Source organism: Pseudomonas sp. ABa2 (assembly GCF_056676075.1).
The window spans coordinates 4,925,186-4,944,176 of record NZ_CM155239.1 but is presented as its reverse complement, the minus strand read 5'-3'; the positions used below and the strand labels follow the sequence as shown (position 1 = coordinate 4,944,176).

Sequence of the window (18,991 nt, the reverse complement as noted above, 5' to 3'; positions counted from 1 at the left end):
CGCTACGGGCTGGCGGGAATCTCGCGCGGCTGAGGCTCGTCGCGTTCGGCGACGAAGGCCACCGGCTTTGATCCGTCGGCATTGAGCTGGAGAATGCGCTCGGGCCGGCCCTGCTCGTCGAAGAACACCTGGCCGAGGCCGGCGCTGTTCCACAGGCGTTCGCCGGCGCGGCTGCGCTCGGGGATCAGCGGGCTGACGCGCATGCGCCGGCGCTTGGTCAGCCAGTTCAGCGGCGACCAGGGCGCGTAGAGCCAGCGGTTGAGGCGGTCGAACCAGTCCAGCAGGCGCGGCGGGAACTCGTTCTTGATGCCGCTGCTGGTGATCTGCCAGATGGTCGGGCTGGCGCGCTTGTGGCGGATGCTCACGCGATAGACGAAGGAGTAGTGCACGTCGCCGGAGAGCACGACGAAATCCCCCGGCGTGCGCGAGTGGCGGAAGATGTTGAGCATCACGCTGGCCGCGCCGCGGTGGGCCATCCAGTTCTCCGCGTCGACCAGCAGCGGGTGGCCGGCGTAGGTGAACAGCTTCTGGATGCCCTCGATCAGCTTGACCCCGAACATCGGCGCCGGCGAGACGATGATGCAGGCCGGGTGATCGAGCAGCGCCTGCTGGAATTCGCACAGCGCCTCCCAGTCCATCAGCCCGGACGGCCGCGACAGGCGGCCCTCGCTGCGCCAGCGGCGGGTGCGGGTGTCCAGCACCAGCAGCGCCGGGGTGGTCGGCAGCACGTAGTGCCAGTGCTGGAACTGCAGCAGGGCGTCGATCAGCGCGTCCTGCGCCCGGGCGTCGAGCTGGTCGTCCTGGCGCTGCTGCAGCAGCTCGCCGCAGGCGTGCAGCGGCTCCGCGAAGGCGTCCGGGTCGTTGCCCCAGCCCTGGCACAGCAGGTAGGCGAGCAGGGCGTTGCCGATGATGCGCTTGGAGAAGGGGTGGCCGTAGGCGGTCTGCTCCCAGCGCGCGGAGAGGTTCCAGTCGTCGGTGACGTCGTGGTCGTCGAAGATCATCAGCGTCGGCAGGTGCGCCAGCACCCGTGCCGCCTGGCCGAGCGACTGGCGGAAGGCCGCGATGCACGGCCGCTGCTCGGCGTAGCGGCGCTGCTGCTCGGCGTCCAGCGGCGGCTGCTCTTCCTCGATCAGGCTCCAGGGCACGGGCGACCAGACCAGCAGGTACATGGCGATCATCTCGGCGAAGGTCACCAGGTGGTTGTCGGCGTTGCTGCTGGTGAAGATCGGCTTCTCCACGCCGCCGAAGAACTTGTCGCGCAGGGTCTGGTTGCTCTTCAGCGCCGGCAGCAGCTCGGCGCGCCGGTAGTAGCCGATCGGGTCGGCGTACAGCGCCTGGCTGCCTGTGACCACCGCGCCCTCGAGGCGCTCGTCGAACAGGCCGAGGCGGGCGATCAGCTGGTGGATGGCGCACAGCATCGGCCCGGCGACATCGTCGACGTAGACCTGGTCGCCGCTCATCAGCAGCAGAGCCGGGCGCTGCGCCGCCTCGGGCTGCGCGGCCAGCAGGCGGTCGGCGCAGAGCAGGCCGTCGGCCGCGCTGTGGTGCGGCTTGCGGCAGGAGCCGTGGAGCAGCTGGTCGATGCGCGCCTTGAGCACGAAGTCGGCGCGGCTGCGGCCGTCGTACAGCAGATGCGGGGCCCAGTCGGCCAGGCCGCGCGGCGCCGGGTCGCCGAGAGTCTGCAGGTCGTAGGCGATGCGCACGTCCTGCGGCAGGGGCTGCGTCAGCGCCAGGTCGATCAGGTGCAGCACGGCGTGGCGGCCCAGCGGCAGCTGCCGGCAATGCTCGTCGAGGGCGTGCCGCTGCTCGGCCTCGCCCTCGGGCTGCAGGCACAGCTGCAGCCTCAGCGGCCGGCTGGCCACCAGCCACAGCACCAGGCGGCCGGGTTCCAGGCGGCGCAGCAGCGGGCCGGCGAGTATCTCGGGGAGGGTGGAGGCGGCGGTGGACGGCATCGGACGGCAGACTCGGTCAAGTGGACAGGTTATCGACAGTGGCACAGCGCCAGCGGTTCAGCCGGCGACCCGGCGCAGGCGTTCGAGGTCGAGCACTTCAATCTCGCCGTAGCTCAGGCGCACGATGCCCTGGGCCTCCAGCTCCTTGAGTATCTGGTTGGTGGTCTGCCGGGACACCGCCAGCATCAGCGCCAGCTGTTCCTGGGCCAGGTGCAGCACCCGCCGCGGCTCGCCCTCGCCGTAGTTCTCGGCGATCAGCAGCAGGCGCCTGGCCAGGCGCGGCGCGGCCGGCAGCAGGCTCATCTCCTCCAGGGCGATAAACGCCAGGCGCAGCTTCTGGCTCATCAGCAGGGCGAAGTCGCGCCAGTAGCGCGGCTGCGCCTCGAGCAGGGCGAGCAGCTCGGCCTGGGGCAGCAGCAGCAGGCTGCTGGCGCTTTCGGCGAAGGCGTCGTGGGTGCGCGGCAGGCCGTCGAACAGGGAGATCTCGCCGAACCAGTAGGGCGGCTCGACCAGGGTCAGCAGCGCCTCCTTGCCGCTCTCGCTGACCGCGCCGATGCGCATCGCCCCCTCGACCACCGCATACAGCCCGCTGGGCTTGTCGCCGCGGCGGAACAGGCGCTGGCCGGGTTGCAGCTGCAGCACCTGGGCCATGTCCAGCAGCGCGCCCTGCAGCTCGCCGGGCAGGCCGGCGAACCAGTGGCCCTGCTGCAGGCGGGCGAGGAAGGGGTGGGGGTCGTGCATCGAGGCTCCTTGGGCTTTGTCGCCTAGCTGACAGAGTGGCGGACGAGCGGGGCGCGATGATGCCAGGGCCTGTCGTGAAAAAGGACCGCAACCACATGAAAACCCTAGTCGATCACCTGGCCCAATATGCGGCCTACCACCGTGACCGGCGCAATATCGCCAGTCATTTCATCGGTATTCCCATGATAGTGCTGGCGGTGGCGGTGCTGCTGTCGCGCCCCGGCTTCGAGCTGCTCGGCCTGTGGCTGGCGCCGGCGACGCTGCTGGCACTGGCCTCGGCCCTGTTCTACCTGCGCCTGGACACCCGCTTCGGCCTGCTCATGAGCCTGCTGCTGGGGCTCTGCCTGTGGGCCGGCGCGGCCCTGGCGGCGGCCTCCACCGCGCTGTGGCTGAGCGCGGGCATCGGCCTGTTCGTGGTCGGCTGGGTCATCCAGTTCGTCGGTCATTACTACGAGGGGCGCAAGCCGGCCTTCGTCGACGATATCACGGGGCTGGTGATCGGCCCGCTGTTCGTCGCCGCCGAGGCGGCCTTCCTGCTCGGCCTGCGCAAGGAGGTGGAGCGGGCGGTGGTGGACATCGCCGGGCCGACCTGCATCCGCGAGAAGAAGTCGCTGGCCTGATCTCAGGCTGCGCCGTGCGTACCCTCTAGGCGGTGCGCACGGCGCAGCCTACGGCTCTAGAACATCGCCATCCACTGCGCGGTCAGCGAGCGTGCGTGGCGATCCACGGTGATCGGCGCGAAGGGCCGGCCGGAGACGCTTTCCAGGGCATTGCTCTGGCTGTTCATGTCGGCCAGGGCGGCGCGCAGGTAACTCCAGCGGGTCTGCAGCTTGCTCAGCTGCGGGTTGGCCTTCTTGTCCAGGGCCCCCAGCTCGGCATCGATGGCCGGCAGCAGCAGGCGTTCGTCCTGGCCCAGGTAGGTATCCGGCTGCTCGCGGGCGATCTCGAAGGTGCCCAGGTAGGCACGGCTGAGGTACTGCACGCCGAGGTACTCGACCTTGGCCGCCAGCTCGCTCTGCCCCTCGCCGCCCGGCAGGGCGCGGGCGGCGCTGAGGAAATCGCGCAGGGCGCGGCTGAGGTCTTCCGGGAAACGCCAGGGCACGTTCTCCTCGCCGGGGCCATAGGAAACACCGGCGCGCAGTTGGGTAACAAGGGTCTGGTGGGCGTTGGAGAGTTCGGCGCTGCCCTGCGGCAGGCTCTGCATGGCCCCGGCCAGAGCGGCCAGGTCGGCTTCCAGGCGTTGCTGATGAACCTTCTGGAAGCCTTCGCCGCGTAACAGCATGAGGCTGCTGGTAGCACGGCTGGCATGCACCTGAATCTGTTCCTGGGGGCTGACCGCTTCGGCGAAGGCCAGTGGCGAGAGCCCGGCGAAGAGCCCGAGCGTCCAGAGAAAAACGTGGCGCAACAATGCTTTACAGCGCATCCGGGGTGCTCCTTGTTATTGTTGTGAGCGGGCGGCGTCAAAGGCGCAGCGTCAAGACTACTGCGTCGCAGGCCGCGAAGCATGACCCGAAAGTGTGATTTCGTCGGAAAAAGGCCGGCGGCGCGGCAGAGCGGCCGTTGCAGAAGCCCGTGCGCCGGTGGCCGCTACGGCCGCCCGGCCAGTTCGCGCAGATAGGCCGCGGTGAAGGCGTCGGCGGGGAAGAAGGTTTCCAGCGCCAGCTCGGCCAGGGTCACGTCGTTGGGCGTGCCGAACACCGTGATGGTGCTGATCAGGCTCAGTACGCCGCGCTCGCTGTGCAGCTGCAGGGGCACCAGTACGGCGTCGCTCGGCGGCGCGGCGACTTCCGCCGGCGCGGGGTAGCCGCGCAGCTCTTCGAGCAGGGCAAACAGGCTGTCGTCGCCGCTGATTTCGGCATCGCGCTGCAGGCGCATCAGCAGGTGCGCGCGCCACAGCGCCAGGTTGGCGATGCGCGGCGCCAGGCCCTCGGGGTGCAGCGACAGGCGCATCACGTTGAGCGGCGGGCCGAGCAGGAACGCCGGCATGCCGGCGAGGAAGGCGCCCACGGCGGCATTGGCCGCCAGCAGATTCCACTGCCGGTCGATGGCCAGCGCCGGGTAGGGTTCGTGGGCCTTGAGCAATTGCTCGATGGCCTGACGCGCCGGTGCCAGCGCCGGGTCGGCCAGGTCGTGCTGGCTGTACAGCGGCGCGTAGCCGGCGGCGCCGAGCAGGCGGTTGCGTTCGCGCAGGGGAATCTCCAGCTGCTCGGCCAGGTGCAGCAGCATGTCGCGGCTGGGCTGGGCGCGGCCGGTTTCGACGAAGCTCAGGTGGCGGGTGGAAATCTCCGCCTCGCAGGCGAGGTCGAGCTGGCTGAGGCGGCGCCGCTGGCGCCATTGGCGCAGCAGGGCGCCGGCGGTCTGGGAATCGTTCATGGTCAGCACGATAGTCCAGCGGCGTCATGCCGGCCATTACCTGGCAGGTAATCGACGCCCGGCACGATTCGGCGAAATCTGTGCGCCAGGCACCGCTCCGGTGCCGCCTTCTGGAGGATTCGCCATGAACGCACTGCAACCTTCTCCGCTGCTGCGCAATGCCCTGCTGGTCGACGGCCTGCTTAGCGGCGTCACCGGCCTGCTGCTGGTCCTGGCCGCCGGCTGGCTGGGCGCCTTTCTCGAACTGCCGCGCATGCTCCTGCTGGTCGCCGGCAGCGCGCTGCTGCCGTTCGCCGCCATGCTGGTATGGCTGGCCAACCGCGCCGAACTGAGCCGCCCGGCGGTGTGGGCGGTGCTCGCGGTCAATGTCGTCTGGGTGATCGACAGCTTGCTGTTGCTGGTGATCGGCTGGGTCTCGCCGAACCTGTTCGGCTACGCCTTCGTCGTCGCCCAGGCGGTGGCGGTGGCGCTGCTCGCCGAGCTGCAGTGGTATGGGCTGAAGTATTCGCGGGCGGCGACGCTCTGAGAGCCCGGCGGCCACCGCGAAGCCCAGGCTGCGCGGTAGCCGCCCGGCCTTAGGCCGTCGGCTGCCCGGCCTTGGGCTTGAAGTACAGCGTCTCGCCGCGGCTGAGACCGGCCAGGCTGAGGTGGTCCTTGGCCACTTCCGCTTCGATCGGCTCCGCTTGGCCGGCGACCTTGAGGGTCACCCGGGTGATCGCGCCGAGCGGGCGGATGTCGCGTACCTCGCCGGCCTGGTGGCCCTCCTCGGCCTGGCGCGAGAGGTGGATCTCGTGCGGGCGGAACAGCACATGATGGTCGCCGTCGCCGACATAGAGGCGGTTGGCGTCGCCGAGGAAGTGGTAGACGAAGTCGCTGGCCGGGTGCTCGTAGACCTCGGCCGGCGAGCCGATCTGTTCGATCACGCCCTTGTTCATCACCACGATGCGGTCGGCCACTTCCATGGCCTCTTCCTGGTCGTGGGTGACGAACACGCTGGTCAGGTGCACGTCCTCGTGCAGGCGCGCCAGCCAGCGGCGCAGCTCCTTGCGCACCTTGGCGTCGAGGGCGCCGAACGGCTCGTCGAGCAGCAGCACGCGCGGCTCCACCGCCAGGGCGCGGGCCAGGGCGATGCGCTGGCGCTGGCCGCCGGAGAGTTGCTCGGGGTAGCGGTCGCCGAGCCAGTCGAGCTGCACCAGGTCGAGCAGTTCGTGCACCTTGCGCTTGATCACCTCTTCGCTCGGGCGCTGGCCCTTGGGCTTCATGCGCAGGCCGAAGGCGACATTGTCGAACACCGTCATATGGCGGAACAGCGCGTAGTGCTGGAATACGAAGCCGACGTTGCGATCGCGCACGTCGTGGTTCGACACGTCCTCACCATGGAACTGGATGCTGCCGCTGTCCGGGGTTTCCAGGCCGGCGATGATGCGCAGCAGGGTGGTCTTGCCGCAGCCGGAGGGGCCGAGCAGGGCGACCAGCTCGCCGCTCTGGATGTTCAGGTTGATGTCGCTCAGCGCCTTGAACGCATTGAAGTTCTTGCTGACGTTGCGGATTTCGATGCTCATGGCTTATTCCTCGCCGGCGCTGGCTTTCAGGCGGTTGATACGGGACTCGCTCCACTGCTTGAGCAGCAGGATCAGCAGCGCCAGCAGCAGCAGCAGGCTGGCCACGCTGAAGGCGGCGACGTGGTTGTATTCGTTGTAGAGAATCTCGACGTGCAGCGGCAAGGTGTTGGTGTAGCCGCGGATATGCCCGGACACCACCGACACCGCGCCGAACTCGCCCATGGCCCGCGCGGTGCACAGCACCACGCCGTAGATCAGGCCCCATTTGATGTTGGGCAGGGTCACGTGCCAGAACATCTGCCAGCCGTTGGCACCGAGCAGGCGCGCGGCCTCTTCCTCCTGGGTGCCCTGTTCCTGCATCAGCGGGATCAGCTCGCGGGCGACGAAGGGCACGGTGACGAAGATGGTGGCGAGGACGATGCCCGGCAGGGCGAAGATGATCTGGATGTCGTGCTCGCGCAGCCAGGGGCCGAAGAAGCCCTGGGCGCCGAACAGCAGCACGTAGATCAGCCCGGCGATCACCGGCGACACCGAGAACGGCAGGTCGATCAGGGTCACCAGGATGCTCTTGCCGCGGAACTCGTATTTGCTCACGCACCAGGCGGCAGCTACGCCGAACACCAGGTTGAGCGGCACGGCGATGCCGACGGCGAGCAGGGTCAGTTTCAGCGCGCTGATCGCATCGGGCTCGAGGATCGCGGCGACGAAGGTGCCTGCGCCCTGCTTGAGCGCCTCGCTCGCCACCACCAACAGCGGCAGCAGCAGGAAGAAGGCGAACACCAGCCAGGCTGCCAGGATCAGCAGGCGCCGGCCCAGGGCGTTGCCGCGACGGGCGGCGTTGTTGACGGCACTGGCCGTCAGGGTCGTGGAAGTCATGCCCGGCTCCTCAGGAACGGCTGATGCGGCGCTGCAGCAGGTTGATCAGCAGCAGCAGGATGAACGACACCACCAGCATCAGCACGCCGATGGCGGTGGCGCCGGCGTAGTTGTACTGGTCCAGTTGCACCATGATCAGCAGCGGCAGGATCTCGGTCTTCATCGGCATATTGCCGGCTATAAAAATTACGGATCCGTACTCGCCGACGCCGCGGGCGAAGGCCAGGGCGAAGCCGGTCAGCCAGGCCGGCAGCAGTGCCGGCAGCAGCACGTGGCGAGCCACCTGCAACGGCTTGGCGCCCAGGCAGGCGGCGGCTTCCTCGACCTCGCGGGGGATGTCGGCCAGCACCGGCTGGATGGTGCGCACGACGAAGGGCAGGGTGACGAAGGTCAGCGCCAGGGTGATGCCCAGCGGGGTGTAGGCGATCTTGAAACCCAGGGACGTGGCGAACTGACCGATCAAACCGTTGGGCGCATAGAGCGCGGTGAGGGCGATACCGGCCACCGCGGTGGGCAGGGCGAACGGCAGGTCGATCATCGCCTCGATGATCTTGCGTCCGGGGAAGGTGTAACGCACCAGCACCCAGGCCAGCAGGGTGCCGATCACGCCGTTGATCACGGCGGCGAGCAAGGCGGTGCCGAAGCTGAGCTTCAAGGCGGCCAGCACGCGTGGCGAGGAAATGATTGCCCAGAACTGTTCCCAGGTGAGCTGGGCGGCGTGGACGAACATGGCACCCAGGGGAATCAGCACCAACAGGCTGAGGTACACCAGGGTGTAACCCAGCGTCAGCCCGAAGCCGGGTATGACGGGGGAAGTACGGCGAGACATGGCCTGTCCTTAAATCGGTTGGCGTTGGAACGCTCTAACAAACCAAGGGTGGGCAGGCTTCAGCCCCACCCACCCTTGCGCATCACTGGGCCTGGTAGATCTGGTCGAACACGCCGCCGTCGTTGAAGAACTTCGGCTGCGCGGTTTTCCAGCCGCCGAAGTCACCGTCGATGGTCACCAGCTTGAGCTGCGGGAACTGCTGGGCGAACTCGGCGGCAATCGCCTGGTTGCGCGGGCGGTAGAAGTGCTTGGCGGCGATGCGCTGGCCTTGCTCGCTGTACAGGTAGTTCAGGTAAGCCTCGGCGACCTGGCGCGTGCCCTTCTTGTCGACGTTCGCATCGACCACGCTCACCGGCGGTTCGGCGAGGATCGACAGCGACGGCGCGACGATCTCGAAGTTCTCCCCGCCTTCTTCCTTGAGCGCCAGGAAGGCCTCGTTCTCCCAGGCCAGCAGCACGTCGCCGATGCCGTTGTTGACGAAGGTGATGGTCGAGCCGCGCGCCCCGGTATCCAGCACCGGGACGTTCTTGTAGAGCTTCTCGGTGAAGGCCTTGGCCTCGGCTTCGCTGCCGTACTTCTGCTGGGCGTAGGCCCAGGCGGCGAGGAAGTTCCAGCGCGCGCCGCCGGAGGTCTTCGGGTTGGGGGTGATCACTTCCACGCCCGGCTTGACCAGGTCGTCCCAGTCCTTGATGCCTTCGGGGTTGCCCTTGCGCACCAAGAACACGATGGTCGAGGTGTAGGGGGTGCTGGCGTCCGGCAGGCGCTCCTGCCAGTTCTCCGGGATCAGCTTGCCGAGCTTGTACAGCTCGTCGATGTCGCCGGCCAGGGCCAGGGTCACCACGTCGGCGCGCAGGCCGTCGATCACCGCGCGGGCCTGCTTGCCCGAACCGCCGTGGGATTGCTGGATGGTCACCGCCTCGTTGCCCTGGGCCTGCCAGTGCTGGTTGAAGGCGGCGTTGAATTCGCTGTAGAGCTCGCGCGTCGGGTCGTAGGACACATTGAGCAGGGTCTGGGCGGCGGCGGCCGGGCCGGCGATCAGGGCACTGGCCAGCGCGGCCAGGGCAAAACGACGAATGGACATGGTGCAGCTCCTAACTGGATTTTTATCTTGGTTCTGGTTCGTGGCGGTCAGTCGCACATTCGCGGGCGACAGCAACGGTGGCGGTGCGTGTTCATGGCTGGGCTCTGTTCATGGTCACGCCCTCCGGTGGTCCAGTCGGGCTGCTTGCTTGGTTCAGGCGTTCTTGCTGCCGGGCGGCTGCAGGCGAATCTTTTCCTTGCGTTCGATCTGCACCACCTGGCCGTTGTGCACGGTGATTTCCACCGAGCCGAATTTCAGGCCCTGCAGGGCGGTCTGGATCTCGCGGAGGATCACGGCTTCGTCCTGGCCTTCGAGGGTTCTCAGCGTCGCGGTCATTTCCAGGTTCCTTGTGACGGATTCGCCACGACGACGGCGGGCGGCCGACGCTGGCGTGGAGCGGATAGTAGAGAGGCCGAAATATTCATAAAAATATTGTTTAAGAACATTTATAGATCTTTCTGGAATATATAGATTTCCGAATTAATGGAATAAGTAAATAAATTCTTATTCTTTTTAGAGTTGATCCATGCTGCCTAGACTGGCGCCATTCGACTTCAGGAGGCGCCGTCATGGGCAGCGAAGCAATCCGTTATCTGATCCTGCCGGGCTGGCAGGGCTCGCCCGAGGAGCATTGGCAGAGCCATTGGCAGCGCAGCCTGCCGAACAGCGCGCGGGTGGAGCAGGCCGACTGGCTCAACCCCCGACGTGGCGATTGGGTGGCGGCGCTGAACCAGGCCGTGGCGGCCGATCCGCGCCCGACCATCCTCATCGCCCACAGCCTGGGCTGCGTGACGGTGGCGCACTGGGCGGCGCAGGCGCCGCTCGAGTTGCTGCGCCGGGTGCGTGGCGCCTTGCTGGTGGCGCCGGCCGATGTCGAGCGGCCCGATTGCCCCGAAGCGCTGCGAAACTTCGCGCCCATTGCGCGCGATCCGCTGCCATTTCCCAGCCTGCTGATCGGCTCCGACAACGACGCCGCGGCCAGCGCCGCGCGGGCTCTCGAGCTGGCCCGGCAGTGGGGCAGCGAGGCGGCGATCCTGCGCGGTGCCGGGCATATCAACGTCAAGTCCGGGCATCGCCACTGGGAGCAGGGCTTCGGCTATCTGTATCGCCTGCAGGGGCGGATCGAGCAGCAGGCGCGGTTGCGCGCCTGATTGGTCAGCCCTAGACCCTCTTCGAGGCGGGATCGGGCCAGGCAGCCGCCCGCCTCATTTTTATTCGCGTACAGGCTGCGCCGAGTGAGGTGCGGCTTTGGAGCTGCACGTTATGAGTTTTCCACCGAACTTCTCACCGCCGCTGACCTTTGCCGAGTCGGACAAGAGCCCGCTGAGCATCCGTGCCAAGGCGCTGGTATTCGTCGACCCGCGCTCGCGCCAGCTGCGCGAGCGCGCCGAGGCCCTGGCGCCGGGCAATCAGGCGCTGCTGATCCGCGGCGAGACCGGCACCGGCAAGGAGCTGCTGGCCCGCTACATCCACCGCCACAGCGAGCGCGGCGGCCTGTTCGTGGCGGTGAGCAGCGGCGCCATCAGCCCGCAATGGGGCGAGGCCGAGCTGTTCGGTCACGTCGCCGGCGCCCATGTCGGCGGCGCCAGCAGCCGCGTCGGCTGGTTCGGCTCGGCCAACGGCGGCACGCTCTACCTGGACGAGATCGCCGACCTGCCACGGCCGCTGCAGGGCAAGCTGCTCGCCGCGCTGGAAACTCGCGAGCTGTACCGCGTCGGCGCCAGCCAGGCGTTGCCGGTGGACGTCAGGCTGGTGGCGGCCAGCAGCATCGACCTGGCCCGCGCGGTGGCCGCCGGCACCTTCGACGAGCGCCTGTACGCCTACCTGGGCGATGGCCTGCTCGAGCTGCCGGCGCTGCGCCAGCGGGTCGGCGACATCCTGCCGCTGGCCGAGTATTTCCTCGGCAGCCATGCCCAGCGCCTGGGCCTGGCGATCCCGCCGATCAGCCCCGCAGCGCAGAGCGTGCTGGAGGCGCACAGCTGGCCGGGCAACACCCGCGAGCTGGAGAACGTCATCCACTTCGCCCTGCTGCTGGCCGGCAGCGCCGAGATCGGGCCACAGCACCTGCAGCTGCCCGGCACGCCGTAACTGGCGACGCTCGCCGTAGCCCGGATGCAATCCGGGAAATCCTTCGAACGCCCCCGGATTGCATCCGGGCTACGGCGCGAGCAGCGACACCGATTTCACCTGCGCCCACAGCGCCTGGCCGGCCTGGATGCCGAGCTGGTCGAAGGAGTAGCGGGTGATCCGCGCCAGCAGGCGCTGCTCGCCCAGGCGCAGGGTCAGCAGCACCTGGGCGTCGAGGGCGCGCCAGTCGTCCACCGTCACCGGCAGCAGGTTGAGCAGGCTGCTGCCCTCGGCGCGTTGCAGGCCGAGGCTGACGTCGCGCGCCTTGATCTTCACCCGCACCCCATGGCCGACCGGCAGCGCCGCATGCGGCAGGCGCAGGCGCGCCTCGCTGCCGGGCAGATACAGCTCCAGCAACTGGTAGGCGGCGTCGTGGCCCGCGACCCGGCCGTCGATCACCGCCTCGGCGTCGTCTTCCAGGGCGAAGGGCAGGTCGGCGCGCAGCAGGGTTTCCTTGAGCGGGCCGCTGGCGCGCACCTGGCCTTCGTCGAGCAGCACCAGGTGGTCGGCCAGGCGCGCCACCTCGTCCGGCGCGTGGCTGACGTAGAGCACCGGAATCTCCAGCTCCTGGTGCAGGCGCTCCAGATACGGCAGCACCTCCAGCTTGCGCTTGAGATCCAGCGAGGCCAGCGGCTCGTCCATCAGCAGCAGGCGCGGGCTGGTCAGCAGGGCGCGGGCGATGCCGACGCGCTGGCGTTCGCCGCCGGACAGGCTGGCCGGCAGGCGCTCGAGCAGGTGACCGATGCCGAGCAGCTCCAGCGCCTGCTCCAGCGCCACCTGGCGCTGCGCGGCGGGGATGCGGCGTTGGCCGTACTCCAGGTTGCGCCGCACGCTGAGGTGGGGGAACAGGTTGGCGTCCTGGAACACGTAGCCGATGGCGCGCCGGTGCGCCGGCAGGAAATGGCCGCTGGCGCTGTCCTGCCACAGCTCGCCGGCCACCTGCAGATAGCCCTGCTGCGGGCGATCCAGGCCGGCGAAGCAGCGCAGGCAACTGGTCTTGCCCGAGCCGGAGTGGCCGAACAGGGCGCTGACGCCGCGGCCCGGCAGGTCGAGGTCGACGTCCAGGCGAAAGCCCGGGTGCTGCACCACGAAGCGCGCGCGAATGCGCCCGTCGTCCGTCACGGCGGGGGCCGCGGGTCTGGCGAAGGCGAACATCACCACAGCCTCGCTTTGCCGGCGCGCCCGGAGTAGAGCGCGAGCAGCACGATAAAGGAGAACAGCACCATGCCGCCGGCCAGCCAGTGGGCCTGGGCGTAGTTCATGGTTTCCACGTGGTTGTAGATCTGCACCGAGGCCACCTGGGTCTTGCCGGGGATATTGCCGCCGATCATCAGCACCACGCCGAACTCGCCGACGGTATGGGCGAAGCCGAGCACCGCGGCGGTCATCAGGCCGGGGCGGGCCAGCGGCAGCACCACGCTGAAGAAGGCGTCCCAGGGCCCCGCGCGCAGGGTCGCGGCGGCCTCCAGCGGGGCGCGGCCGATGGCCTCGAAGGCGTTCTGCAGCGGCTGCACGACGAAGGGCAGCGAGTAGAACACCGAGGCGATCACCAGGCCGGTGAAGCTGAAGGTGAAGGTGCCCAGGCCGAGGCTCTGGGTCAGCTGACCGATGAAACCGTTGGGCCCCATGCTCACCAGCAGGTAGAAGCCGATCACCGTCGGCGGCAGCACCAGCGGCAACGCGACTATGGCGCCGATCGGCTGCTTCAGCCGCGAGCGGGTGCGCGCCAGCCACCAGGCGATGGGCGTGCCGATCAGCAGCAGCAGCAGGGTGGTCAGCGAGGCCAGCTGCAGGGTCAGCCAGATCGCGTCGAGGTCGTGCTTGGACAGCGGCATGCGGGGTTCCGATTACAGCTTATAGCCGAAGGATTCGATGATCGCGGCCGCTTCCGGGCCCCTGAGGTATTCCAGCAGCGCGGCGGCGGCCGGGTTGTTCGCGCCCTGCTTGAGGAGCACCGCGTCCTGCTTGATCGGATCGTACAGCGCCTGCGGCACCATCCAGGCCGAGCCGCTGCTGAGCTGGCCGTTCCGGTACACCTGGGACAGGGCGACGAAGCCCAGCTCGGCGTTGCCGGTGGCGACGAAGTGCAGGGCTTTGGCGATGCTCTGGCCTTCCACCAGCTTGGGCCGCAGCGTCTCGTGCAGGCCCAGTTTTTCCAGCACCTGGATGGCGGCCAGGCCGTAGGGCGCGGCTTGCGGGTTGGCGATGGCCAGGTGGGTGAAGGCGCCGGCGTGCAGGGCGGCGGGGCTGCCGTCGAGGGTGTCGACGTCGGCCGACCACAGCACCAGGCTGCCGATGGCGTAGGTGAAACGCGAGCCGGGCACGGCATCGCCCTCGCTCTCCAGCCTGGCCGGGGTGCTGACGTCGGCGGCCAGCAGCACATCGAAGGGCGCGCCATGCTTGATCTGCGCATAGAACTGCCCGGTGGCGCCGAAGGAGGCGACCAGCTTGTGCCCGGAGGCCTGCTCGAACCTGGGCGCGATGGCCTGCAGCGGCGCGGTGAAGTTGGCGGCCACGGCCACCTGCACCTCGGCGGCGAGGGCCGGGCCGGCGCCGGCGAGCAGCAGGACGAACAGCAGATGGCGGGAGCTGAACATGGCGCCTCCGTGGCGTTGTTTAGTTTTCTATATAGCGCGTGGCCTGCGACGCCGCCAAGGGCTGTCGGCCCTGGCGCGCTGGCTGAGGGGAAGGCGGCATCTTGGGCAATAGCTGACCGGCAAGTCAAGCCCGTGTCAGCGCCGCCGCCAGACGCTGGCCAGCCAGGGCTGCTGCTCGCGCGGCAGGCCGGCGGGGCGGTAGTAGTGCTCCAGTTCGACGAAGCCGGCGGCCTCGAGCCGTGCGCGCCAGTGCGCCAGGTCGTGGTAGGCGCCGTAGCGCGGGCCGTTCCAGCCCTCCTGGTTGTCGCCGCGCGGGTTGGAGCTGAACAGCACGCCGCCGGGTTTCAGCGCGGCATGCAACTGGCCGAGCACCTGCGGCAACTGCTGGTCCGGCACGTGGAACAGGCTGGCGTTGGCGAAGATGCCGTCGAAGTGCGCGCTGGGCAGGTCGAGGGCGAGAAAGTCCTGCAGCCAGACCTCGCAGCCGCTGTCCGCCCGCGCCATCTCGACGAAGCGCGGGCAGCCGTCGAGGCCGACCGGCTGGTGGCCGAGGGCGGCGAAGGTGCGCAGGTCGCGCCCCGGGCCGCAGCCGAAGTCGAGAATCCGGTAGGGCGACTCGGCCTGGATATGCGCGAGCAGCGCGGCGACGTTCTGGCTGACGTCGTGATCGCGGGTGCCCTCGCGAAAATCCTCGGCGCAGTCCTGGTAATGGGCCAGGGTCAGGGTGCTGATCCGGGCGAGTTCGGCGGGGCTCAGGGGCATGGTCATGGTCCGGCAAATACAGGCATTAAACCCGCTCCCGGTCGGCCGGGGTAGCCGCGCTTGCCTCGCCGCTGCGACTCGGTCGAAAGCGCCTCCCACGGCTGGCGCCGCGGGAGCGGCGTTAGCCGCGACCAGGGTGAAGCCCCCGCCGCTCAATGGCGCAACCTGCGCAACAGCCTGTTCGCCCGTTTGCCCCGCTGCTGCGCTTTGTCTTAGATTGCCCGGCTCACCTCGACCGGCACCCGCCGGTCATGCCCCGAGGTTCGCACCGTGTCCGCTGCCGTTTCCGTTTACCGCCTCCCCGGTTTCCTGCCCTTTCTCACCGCGCGCCTGCTGGCGGTGTTCGCCATGCAGATCCAGGCCATAGTGGTCGCCTGGCAGGTCTACGACATCACCCGCGATCCGCTGTCGCTGGCCTACGTCGGCCTGGCGCAGTTCGTGCCGATGCTGCTGCTGTTGATGCCGGCGGGCGACCTGATCGACCGCTTCGACCGCAAGCTGATCCTCCTGCTCAGCTGGCTGGTGGAAGGCCTGTGCGCCGCCGCGCTGCTCTGGCTGTCGCTGAGCGAGGCGCCGGTGAGCGGGTACTACGCCGTGCTGGTGCTCTATGGCAGTGCCCGCGCCTTCACCGGGCCGGCGCTGTCCAGCCTGCTGCCGCAGATCGTGCCGCGCGAGCGCCTGGCCGCGGCCATCGCCGCCAACAGCATGATCATGCGCGGCGCGACCATCTCCGGCCCGGTGCTGGGCGGCGGCCTGTACGCCATCGGCGGCGGCGGGCTGACCTACTCGGTGTGCCTGCTCGGCTTCCTCGCCGGCGCCGCGCTGCTGCCGCTGGTGCCGGTGCGCTATGCGGAGAAGATGCAGGCGCTGGAATCCACGGCCTGGGCGCGTTTCACCGCCGGCATCGGCTTTATCCGCTCGCGGCCGATCATCCTCGGCACCATCTCCCTGGACCTGTTCGCCGTGCTGCTCGGCGGCGTGGTGGCGCTGCTGCCGATCTACGCCCAGGAGGTGCTGGAAGTCGGGCCCACCGGCCTCGGTCTGCTGCGCAGCGCCATGGCCATCGGCGAGGTGACGGTGGGCCTGTACCTGAGCATGAAGCCGTTCAACCGCCGGGTCGGCCTGACCATGTTCGCCGCGGTGGCGCTGTTCGGTGTGGCCAACCTGGTGTTCGCCCTGTCCAGCCTGTTCTGGCTGTCGTTCGCCGCGCTGGTGGTGGCCGGCGGTGCGGACATGGTGAGCATGTACATCCGCTCCTCGCTGGTGCAGTTCTCCACCCCGGACGCCATGCGCGGCCGGGTCAACGCGGTGAACATGCTGTTCATCGGCTCGTCCAACGAGCTCGGCGAATTCCGCGCCGGCACCAGCGCCGCCTGGTTCGGCGTGGTGCCGGCGGCGCTGATCGGCTGCGCCTGCACCCTGACCGTCACCGGCGGCTGGCTGCTCGGCTTCAAGAGCCTGCGCCAGGTCGACCGCTTCGAGGATGCCTCGCCGGGCAAGACGGCGTAGCGCGAGCGCCGCATAGCGGTGTAGCCCGGATGAAATCCGGGCTAGGGAGCCTTACCCCAACCGCAACAGCGGCCGCAGCTTCAGCCCGAGCACGATGCCGAGCAGGCAGAACAGGCCGAACAGCCAGCCCGACGCCGCCCCGGCCATGATCCCGGAGAGCAGCGTGCCCACGGTGCAGCCCAGCGCCAGCAGGCTGCCCCAGCCCAGCAGCACGCCGCCGAGCAGGCCGCGCAGCCAGTCGCGGGGCGCGCCGCCGCTGGGGCGGAAGTCCCCCGCGGCCAGGGCGCTGGCCCAGGCGGCGAGCACCAGGCCGCCGACGAACAGGCCGTTGTTCGACAGCAGCGTCTGCTTGACCGCCGTGGCGCAGCCGGCAAAACCGTCCAGCCCCTCCAGACGCGCCGGAAGCCAGCCCAGGCCGTCGGCACCGGTGCGCGCCAGGCTGCCCAGCTCGGCCGTCACCCCCAGCGGGCCGACGCGGAAATAGGCCAGCACCGCCAGGGTGCCGATCAGCACGCCGCCGACCCAGGTCGGCCAGCGCGCGCCAAATAGCAGCGCCCACAGCCCGCGCACCTCGCCCGCCGCGCCCGCCTGGCGATAGCGCAGCAGCCAGGCGGCCAGGGCGCCGAGCAGCGCCAGTTGCAGCAGCAGCGAGCCGCCGTAGCCGAGCTTGCCGGGCAGCCAGAGCACCGGCGCCTGCTGCAGCGCGGCCAGGTACAGCGGGTTCCAGCTGAGAAAACCCAGGGCGAAGCCGAGCAGCGCGCCGGCCAGCGCCGCCAGCGAGGTGAAATTGCCCTCGCCGAGGCGATACAGGTGGGCGCTGAGGCACGAGCCGGAAATCGCCATGCCGAGGCCGAACACCGTCGCCGCCAGCGCCAGCACCCAGCTCAGCGGGCCGATATGGGCGTCCGGCGGCAGGCGACCGGAGAAGGGATCGGGCAGGAAGGCGCCAAACACCGCGTGATAGCCCAGGGTGCCCACGGCCAGGGCGGCGAGCAGGCCGAGCAGGCCGTCCGGTATGCGCCGTTCGATAAAGTCGCGGCTGATGCAGAAGAAGCAGAAGCGCGAACGCTGCAGCAGCAGGCCGAACAGCGCGCCGCCGAGCAGCGAGAAGCTGAAGGCGCGGCCCTGGTTGCTGCCGTCGGCCAGTTGCCAGGCGGCGGCGAGCAGGGCGACGGCGAGCAGGCCCGACAGGGCGATGGGTAGTGTTGCGCGAGGGGAGGAAAGGCTGGCGGTCATGGGTTGTCCTTGCCGACCCTAATGACGGGAGCGGCCCTGGGCTTCAGACCAGGGCCACTGTCTACGCCGAAGTTGCCGCCCGAGCCTTAGGGATAATCTGAAAAAGCCATTTATCGTCACTCCCGCGAAGGCGGGAGCCCAGGAAATCCGCAGGTTCTGGATTACCCCCCCTTCGGCCCAGCGCAAGCGCTGTTCAGTGATAAAGCTGCTGTCCCGCCTGCGCTGAACGCACTTCAGTGCGGCCCGAACAGGCGAGCGCAGCGAGTAATGACGGCTGTCTCAGCACTTCCCTAGGGTGGATCGGTGCGGCGTGATCCACCCTAGGCTGAGCTCGGCCGGCGGCGCGCTTACTGGCCGCCCCAAACCGTGCCGGCCAGGTTGGTCACCGGCACGCCCACGGCGTTGCCGTACTCGGTCCAGGAACCGTCGTAGTTGCGCACCTCGTAGCCGAGGATCTTCTTCAGGGCGAACCAGCTGTGGCTGGAGCGCTCGCCGATGCGGCAGTAGGTGATGATCGGCTTGCTGCCGTCGATGCCCACCGCGGCGTAGACCTTCTTCAACTCCTCGGCCGACTTGAAGGTGCCGTCGGCGGCCACCGCCTGGCCCCAGGGCACGTTCACCGCGCCGGGCACGTGGCCGGCGCGCACCGCCAGTTCCTGCACGCCCTGCGGGGCGAACACCTTGCCGCTGTACTCGTCCGGCGAGCGGATATCCACCAGCTGCACGTCGCTGCGTTTCTCGGCGGCGGCCAGCACGTCGGGGAGGAAGGCGCGCAGCTCCTGGTTGGCGGCCTTCACCGTGACGTTGCCGGCGCTCGGCGTGCTGGCGCGGCTGTCCAGGGCGCGGCTCTCGGCCTCCCACTTGGCGCGGCCGCCGTCGAGCAGCTTGACGTTATCCACGCCGTACACGTCGAACACCCAGGCGCCCCAGGCGGCGAACCAGTTGTTGTTGTCGCCGTAGAGGATGGTGGTGCTGTCGTCGTTCACCCCGGCCTTGCGCAGCAGGGCCTGGAAGGCCTCCTGGCTGGCGATGTCGCGGCGCACCGGGTCGACCAGGTCGCTGTGCCAGGCGAAATTGACCGCGCCGGGAATATGCCCGCGCTCGTAGACGCCGGGCACCACGCTGACCTCGACGATGCGCAGCTTGGGATCGTTCAGGTTCTGCTCCAGCCAGTCGGTGCTGACCAGGTATTCGCTGGCGGCCTGCGTCGGCAGCGCCTGCAGCAGGGCGGCGACGGCGAGCAGGCCGGCGCCGAGGAGGGACTTGATCTTCATGGTGCATGACCTCTTGAGGGGGCAGTTTTCAGGCTAGTTAGCCCTGTTCGATGCGAGATAACGCTTTTTCCT

General features: G+C 68.9%; 20 protein-coding genes. 5 read left to right on the top strand and 15 right to left on the bottom strand.

Features of this window, described 5'->3' with window-relative positions:
* Positions 1-2: 2 nt before the first annotated feature.
* Both AC1G9C_RS23820 and AC1G9C_RS23815 read right to left on the bottom strand, forming a co-directional pair.
* The gene (locus AC1G9C_RS23820; protein ID WP_480408991.1) at positions 3-1,952 is read right to left on the bottom strand and encodes a metallophosphoesterase family protein; all 1,950 of its coding nucleotides are present in this window, start codon (positions 1,950-1,952) and stop codon (positions 3-5) included.
* Positions 1,953-2,009: 57 nt separating this feature from the next.
* Positions 2,010-2,693: a Crp/Fnr family transcriptional regulator gene (locus tag AC1G9C_RS23815; protein ID WP_021444129.1), complete on the bottom strand. Its 684-nt coding sequence runs from the start codon at positions 2,691-2,693 to the stop codon at positions 2,010-2,012.
* A gap of 95 nt (positions 2,694-2,788) precedes the next feature.
* Here AC1G9C_RS23815 and AC1G9C_RS23810 point away from each other — a divergent pair, with 95 nt between their 5' ends.
* Positions 2,789-3,313 (top strand): Mpo1 family 2-hydroxy fatty acid dioxygenase, encoded by a 525-nt coding sequence (locus AC1G9C_RS23810; protein ID WP_397498714.1) that lies wholly within the window; start codon positions 2,789-2,791, stop codon positions 3,311-3,313.
* A 56-nt stretch (positions 3,314-3,369) separates the two neighbouring features.
* Here the strand turns inward: AC1G9C_RS23810 and AC1G9C_RS23805 are convergent, their stop codons facing one another.
* The gene (locus AC1G9C_RS23805; RefSeq protein ID WP_031303142.1) at positions 3,370-4,116 is read right to left on the bottom strand and encodes a hypothetical protein; all 747 of its coding nucleotides are present in this window, start codon (positions 4,114-4,116) and stop codon (positions 3,370-3,372) included.
* A 164-nt stretch (positions 4,117-4,280) separates the two neighbouring features.
* Positions 4,281-5,066, bottom strand: a complete 786-nt coding sequence (locus AC1G9C_RS23800; protein WP_122109267.1) for an MmyB family transcriptional regulator — start codon at positions 5,064-5,066, stop codon at positions 4,281-4,283.
* A 124-nt stretch (positions 5,067-5,190) separates the two neighbouring features.
* Here AC1G9C_RS23800 and AC1G9C_RS23795 point away from each other — a divergent pair, with 124 nt between their 5' ends.
* On the top strand, positions 5,191-5,592 hold the full coding sequence (locus AC1G9C_RS23795) for a hypothetical protein (protein WP_021444125.1): 402 nt from the start codon (positions 5,191-5,193) through the stop codon (positions 5,590-5,592).
* Between the two features lie 49 nt (positions 5,593-5,641).
* Here AC1G9C_RS23795 and AC1G9C_RS23790 read toward each other — a convergent pair whose 3' ends face one another.
* The 5 genes from AC1G9C_RS23790 to oscA form a co-directional block, all read right to left on the bottom strand.
* Complete coding sequence (locus AC1G9C_RS23790; protein ID WP_480408990.1) at positions 5,642-6,628, bottom strand: sulfate/molybdate ABC transporter ATP-binding protein; 987 nt, start codon at positions 6,626-6,628, stop codon at positions 5,642-5,644.
* Positions 6,629-6,631: 3 nt separating this feature from the next.
* On the bottom strand, positions 6,632-7,504 hold the full coding sequence (gene cysW, locus AC1G9C_RS23785) for a sulfate ABC transporter permease subunit CysW (protein WP_021444051.1): 873 nt from the start codon (positions 7,502-7,504) through the stop codon (positions 6,632-6,634).
* A gap of 10 nt (positions 7,505-7,514) precedes the next feature.
* Entirely contained in the window at positions 7,515-8,333 is an 819-nt protein-coding gene (gene cysT, locus AC1G9C_RS23780; protein WP_122109270.1) for a sulfate ABC transporter permease subunit CysT, read from the bottom strand.
* 82 nt (positions 8,334-8,415) lie between these two features.
* On the bottom strand, positions 8,416-9,414 hold the full coding sequence (locus AC1G9C_RS23775) for a sulfate ABC transporter substrate-binding protein (RefSeq protein WP_122109271.1): 999 nt from the start codon (positions 9,412-9,414) through the stop codon (positions 8,416-8,418).
* A 153-nt stretch (positions 9,415-9,567) separates the two neighbouring features.
* Positions 9,568-9,750 carry a sulfur starvation response protein OscA gene (gene oscA, locus AC1G9C_RS23770; protein ID WP_480408989.1) on the bottom strand — a complete coding sequence of 61 codons (183 nt, stop codon included), beginning with the start codon at positions 9,748-9,750 and terminating at the stop codon, positions 9,568-9,570.
* Positions 9,751-9,983: 233 nt separating this feature from the next.
* Here oscA and AC1G9C_RS23765 point away from each other — a divergent pair, with 233 nt between their 5' ends.
* A complete protein-coding gene (locus tag AC1G9C_RS23765) occupies positions 9,984-10,565 on the top strand; it encodes an RBBP9/YdeN family alpha/beta hydrolase (protein WP_480408988.1) in 582 nt (193 codons plus the stop codon).
* 112 nt (positions 10,566-10,677) lie between these two features.
* The gene (locus AC1G9C_RS23760) at positions 10,678-11,502 is read left to right on the top strand and encodes a sigma 54-interacting transcriptional regulator (RefSeq protein ID WP_480408987.1); all 825 of its coding nucleotides are present in this window, start codon (positions 10,678-10,680) and stop codon (positions 11,500-11,502) included.
* 69 nt (positions 11,503-11,571) lie between these two features.
* Here the strand turns inward: AC1G9C_RS23760 and modC are convergent, their stop codons facing one another.
* From modC to AC1G9C_RS23740, 4 genes are all read right to left on the bottom strand, one after another.
* Positions 11,572-12,696, bottom strand: coding sequence for a molybdenum ABC transporter ATP-binding protein (gene modC, locus AC1G9C_RS23755; RefSeq protein ID WP_480408986.1), 1,125 nt, complete (start codon positions 12,694-12,696; stop codon positions 11,572-11,574).
* Positions 12,696-13,376 carry a molybdate ABC transporter permease subunit gene (gene modB / locus AC1G9C_RS23750; protein ID WP_122109275.1) on the bottom strand — a complete coding sequence of 227 codons (681 nt, stop codon included), beginning with the start codon at positions 13,374-13,376 and terminating at the stop codon, positions 12,696-12,698. Before modB ends, modC begins: the two co-directional genes overlap by 1 nt.
* Before the next feature lie 12 nt (positions 13,377-13,388).
* Entirely contained in the window at positions 13,389-14,138 is a 750-nt protein-coding gene (gene modA, locus AC1G9C_RS23745) for a molybdate ABC transporter substrate-binding protein (RefSeq protein ID WP_480408985.1), read from the bottom strand.
* 135 nt (positions 14,139-14,273) lie between these two features.
* The gene (locus tag AC1G9C_RS23740; protein WP_480408984.1) at positions 14,274-14,900 is read right to left on the bottom strand and encodes a class I SAM-dependent methyltransferase; all 627 of its coding nucleotides are present in this window, start codon (positions 14,898-14,900) and stop codon (positions 14,274-14,276) included.
* Between the two features lie 270 nt (positions 14,901-15,170).
* Between AC1G9C_RS23740 and AC1G9C_RS23735 the strand changes: the two genes are divergently transcribed.
* The gene (locus AC1G9C_RS23735) at positions 15,171-16,409 is read left to right on the top strand and encodes an MFS transporter (protein WP_480408983.1); all 1,239 of its coding nucleotides are present in this window, start codon (positions 15,171-15,173) and stop codon (positions 16,407-16,409) included.
* Between the two features lie 51 nt (positions 16,410-16,460).
* Here the strand turns inward: AC1G9C_RS23735 and AC1G9C_RS23730 are convergent, their stop codons facing one another.
* Both AC1G9C_RS23730 and AC1G9C_RS23725 read right to left on the bottom strand, forming a co-directional pair.
* Positions 16,461-17,645 (bottom strand): YeeE/YedE thiosulfate transporter family protein, encoded by a 1,185-nt coding sequence (locus AC1G9C_RS23730; protein WP_480408982.1) that lies wholly within the window; start codon positions 17,643-17,645, stop codon positions 16,461-16,463.
* A 347-nt stretch (positions 17,646-17,992) separates the two neighbouring features.
* Positions 17,993-18,919, bottom strand: coding sequence for a sulfurtransferase (locus AC1G9C_RS23725; protein ID WP_480408981.1), 927 nt, complete (start codon positions 18,917-18,919; stop codon positions 17,993-17,995).
* Positions 18,920-18,991: the final 72 nt, after the last annotated feature.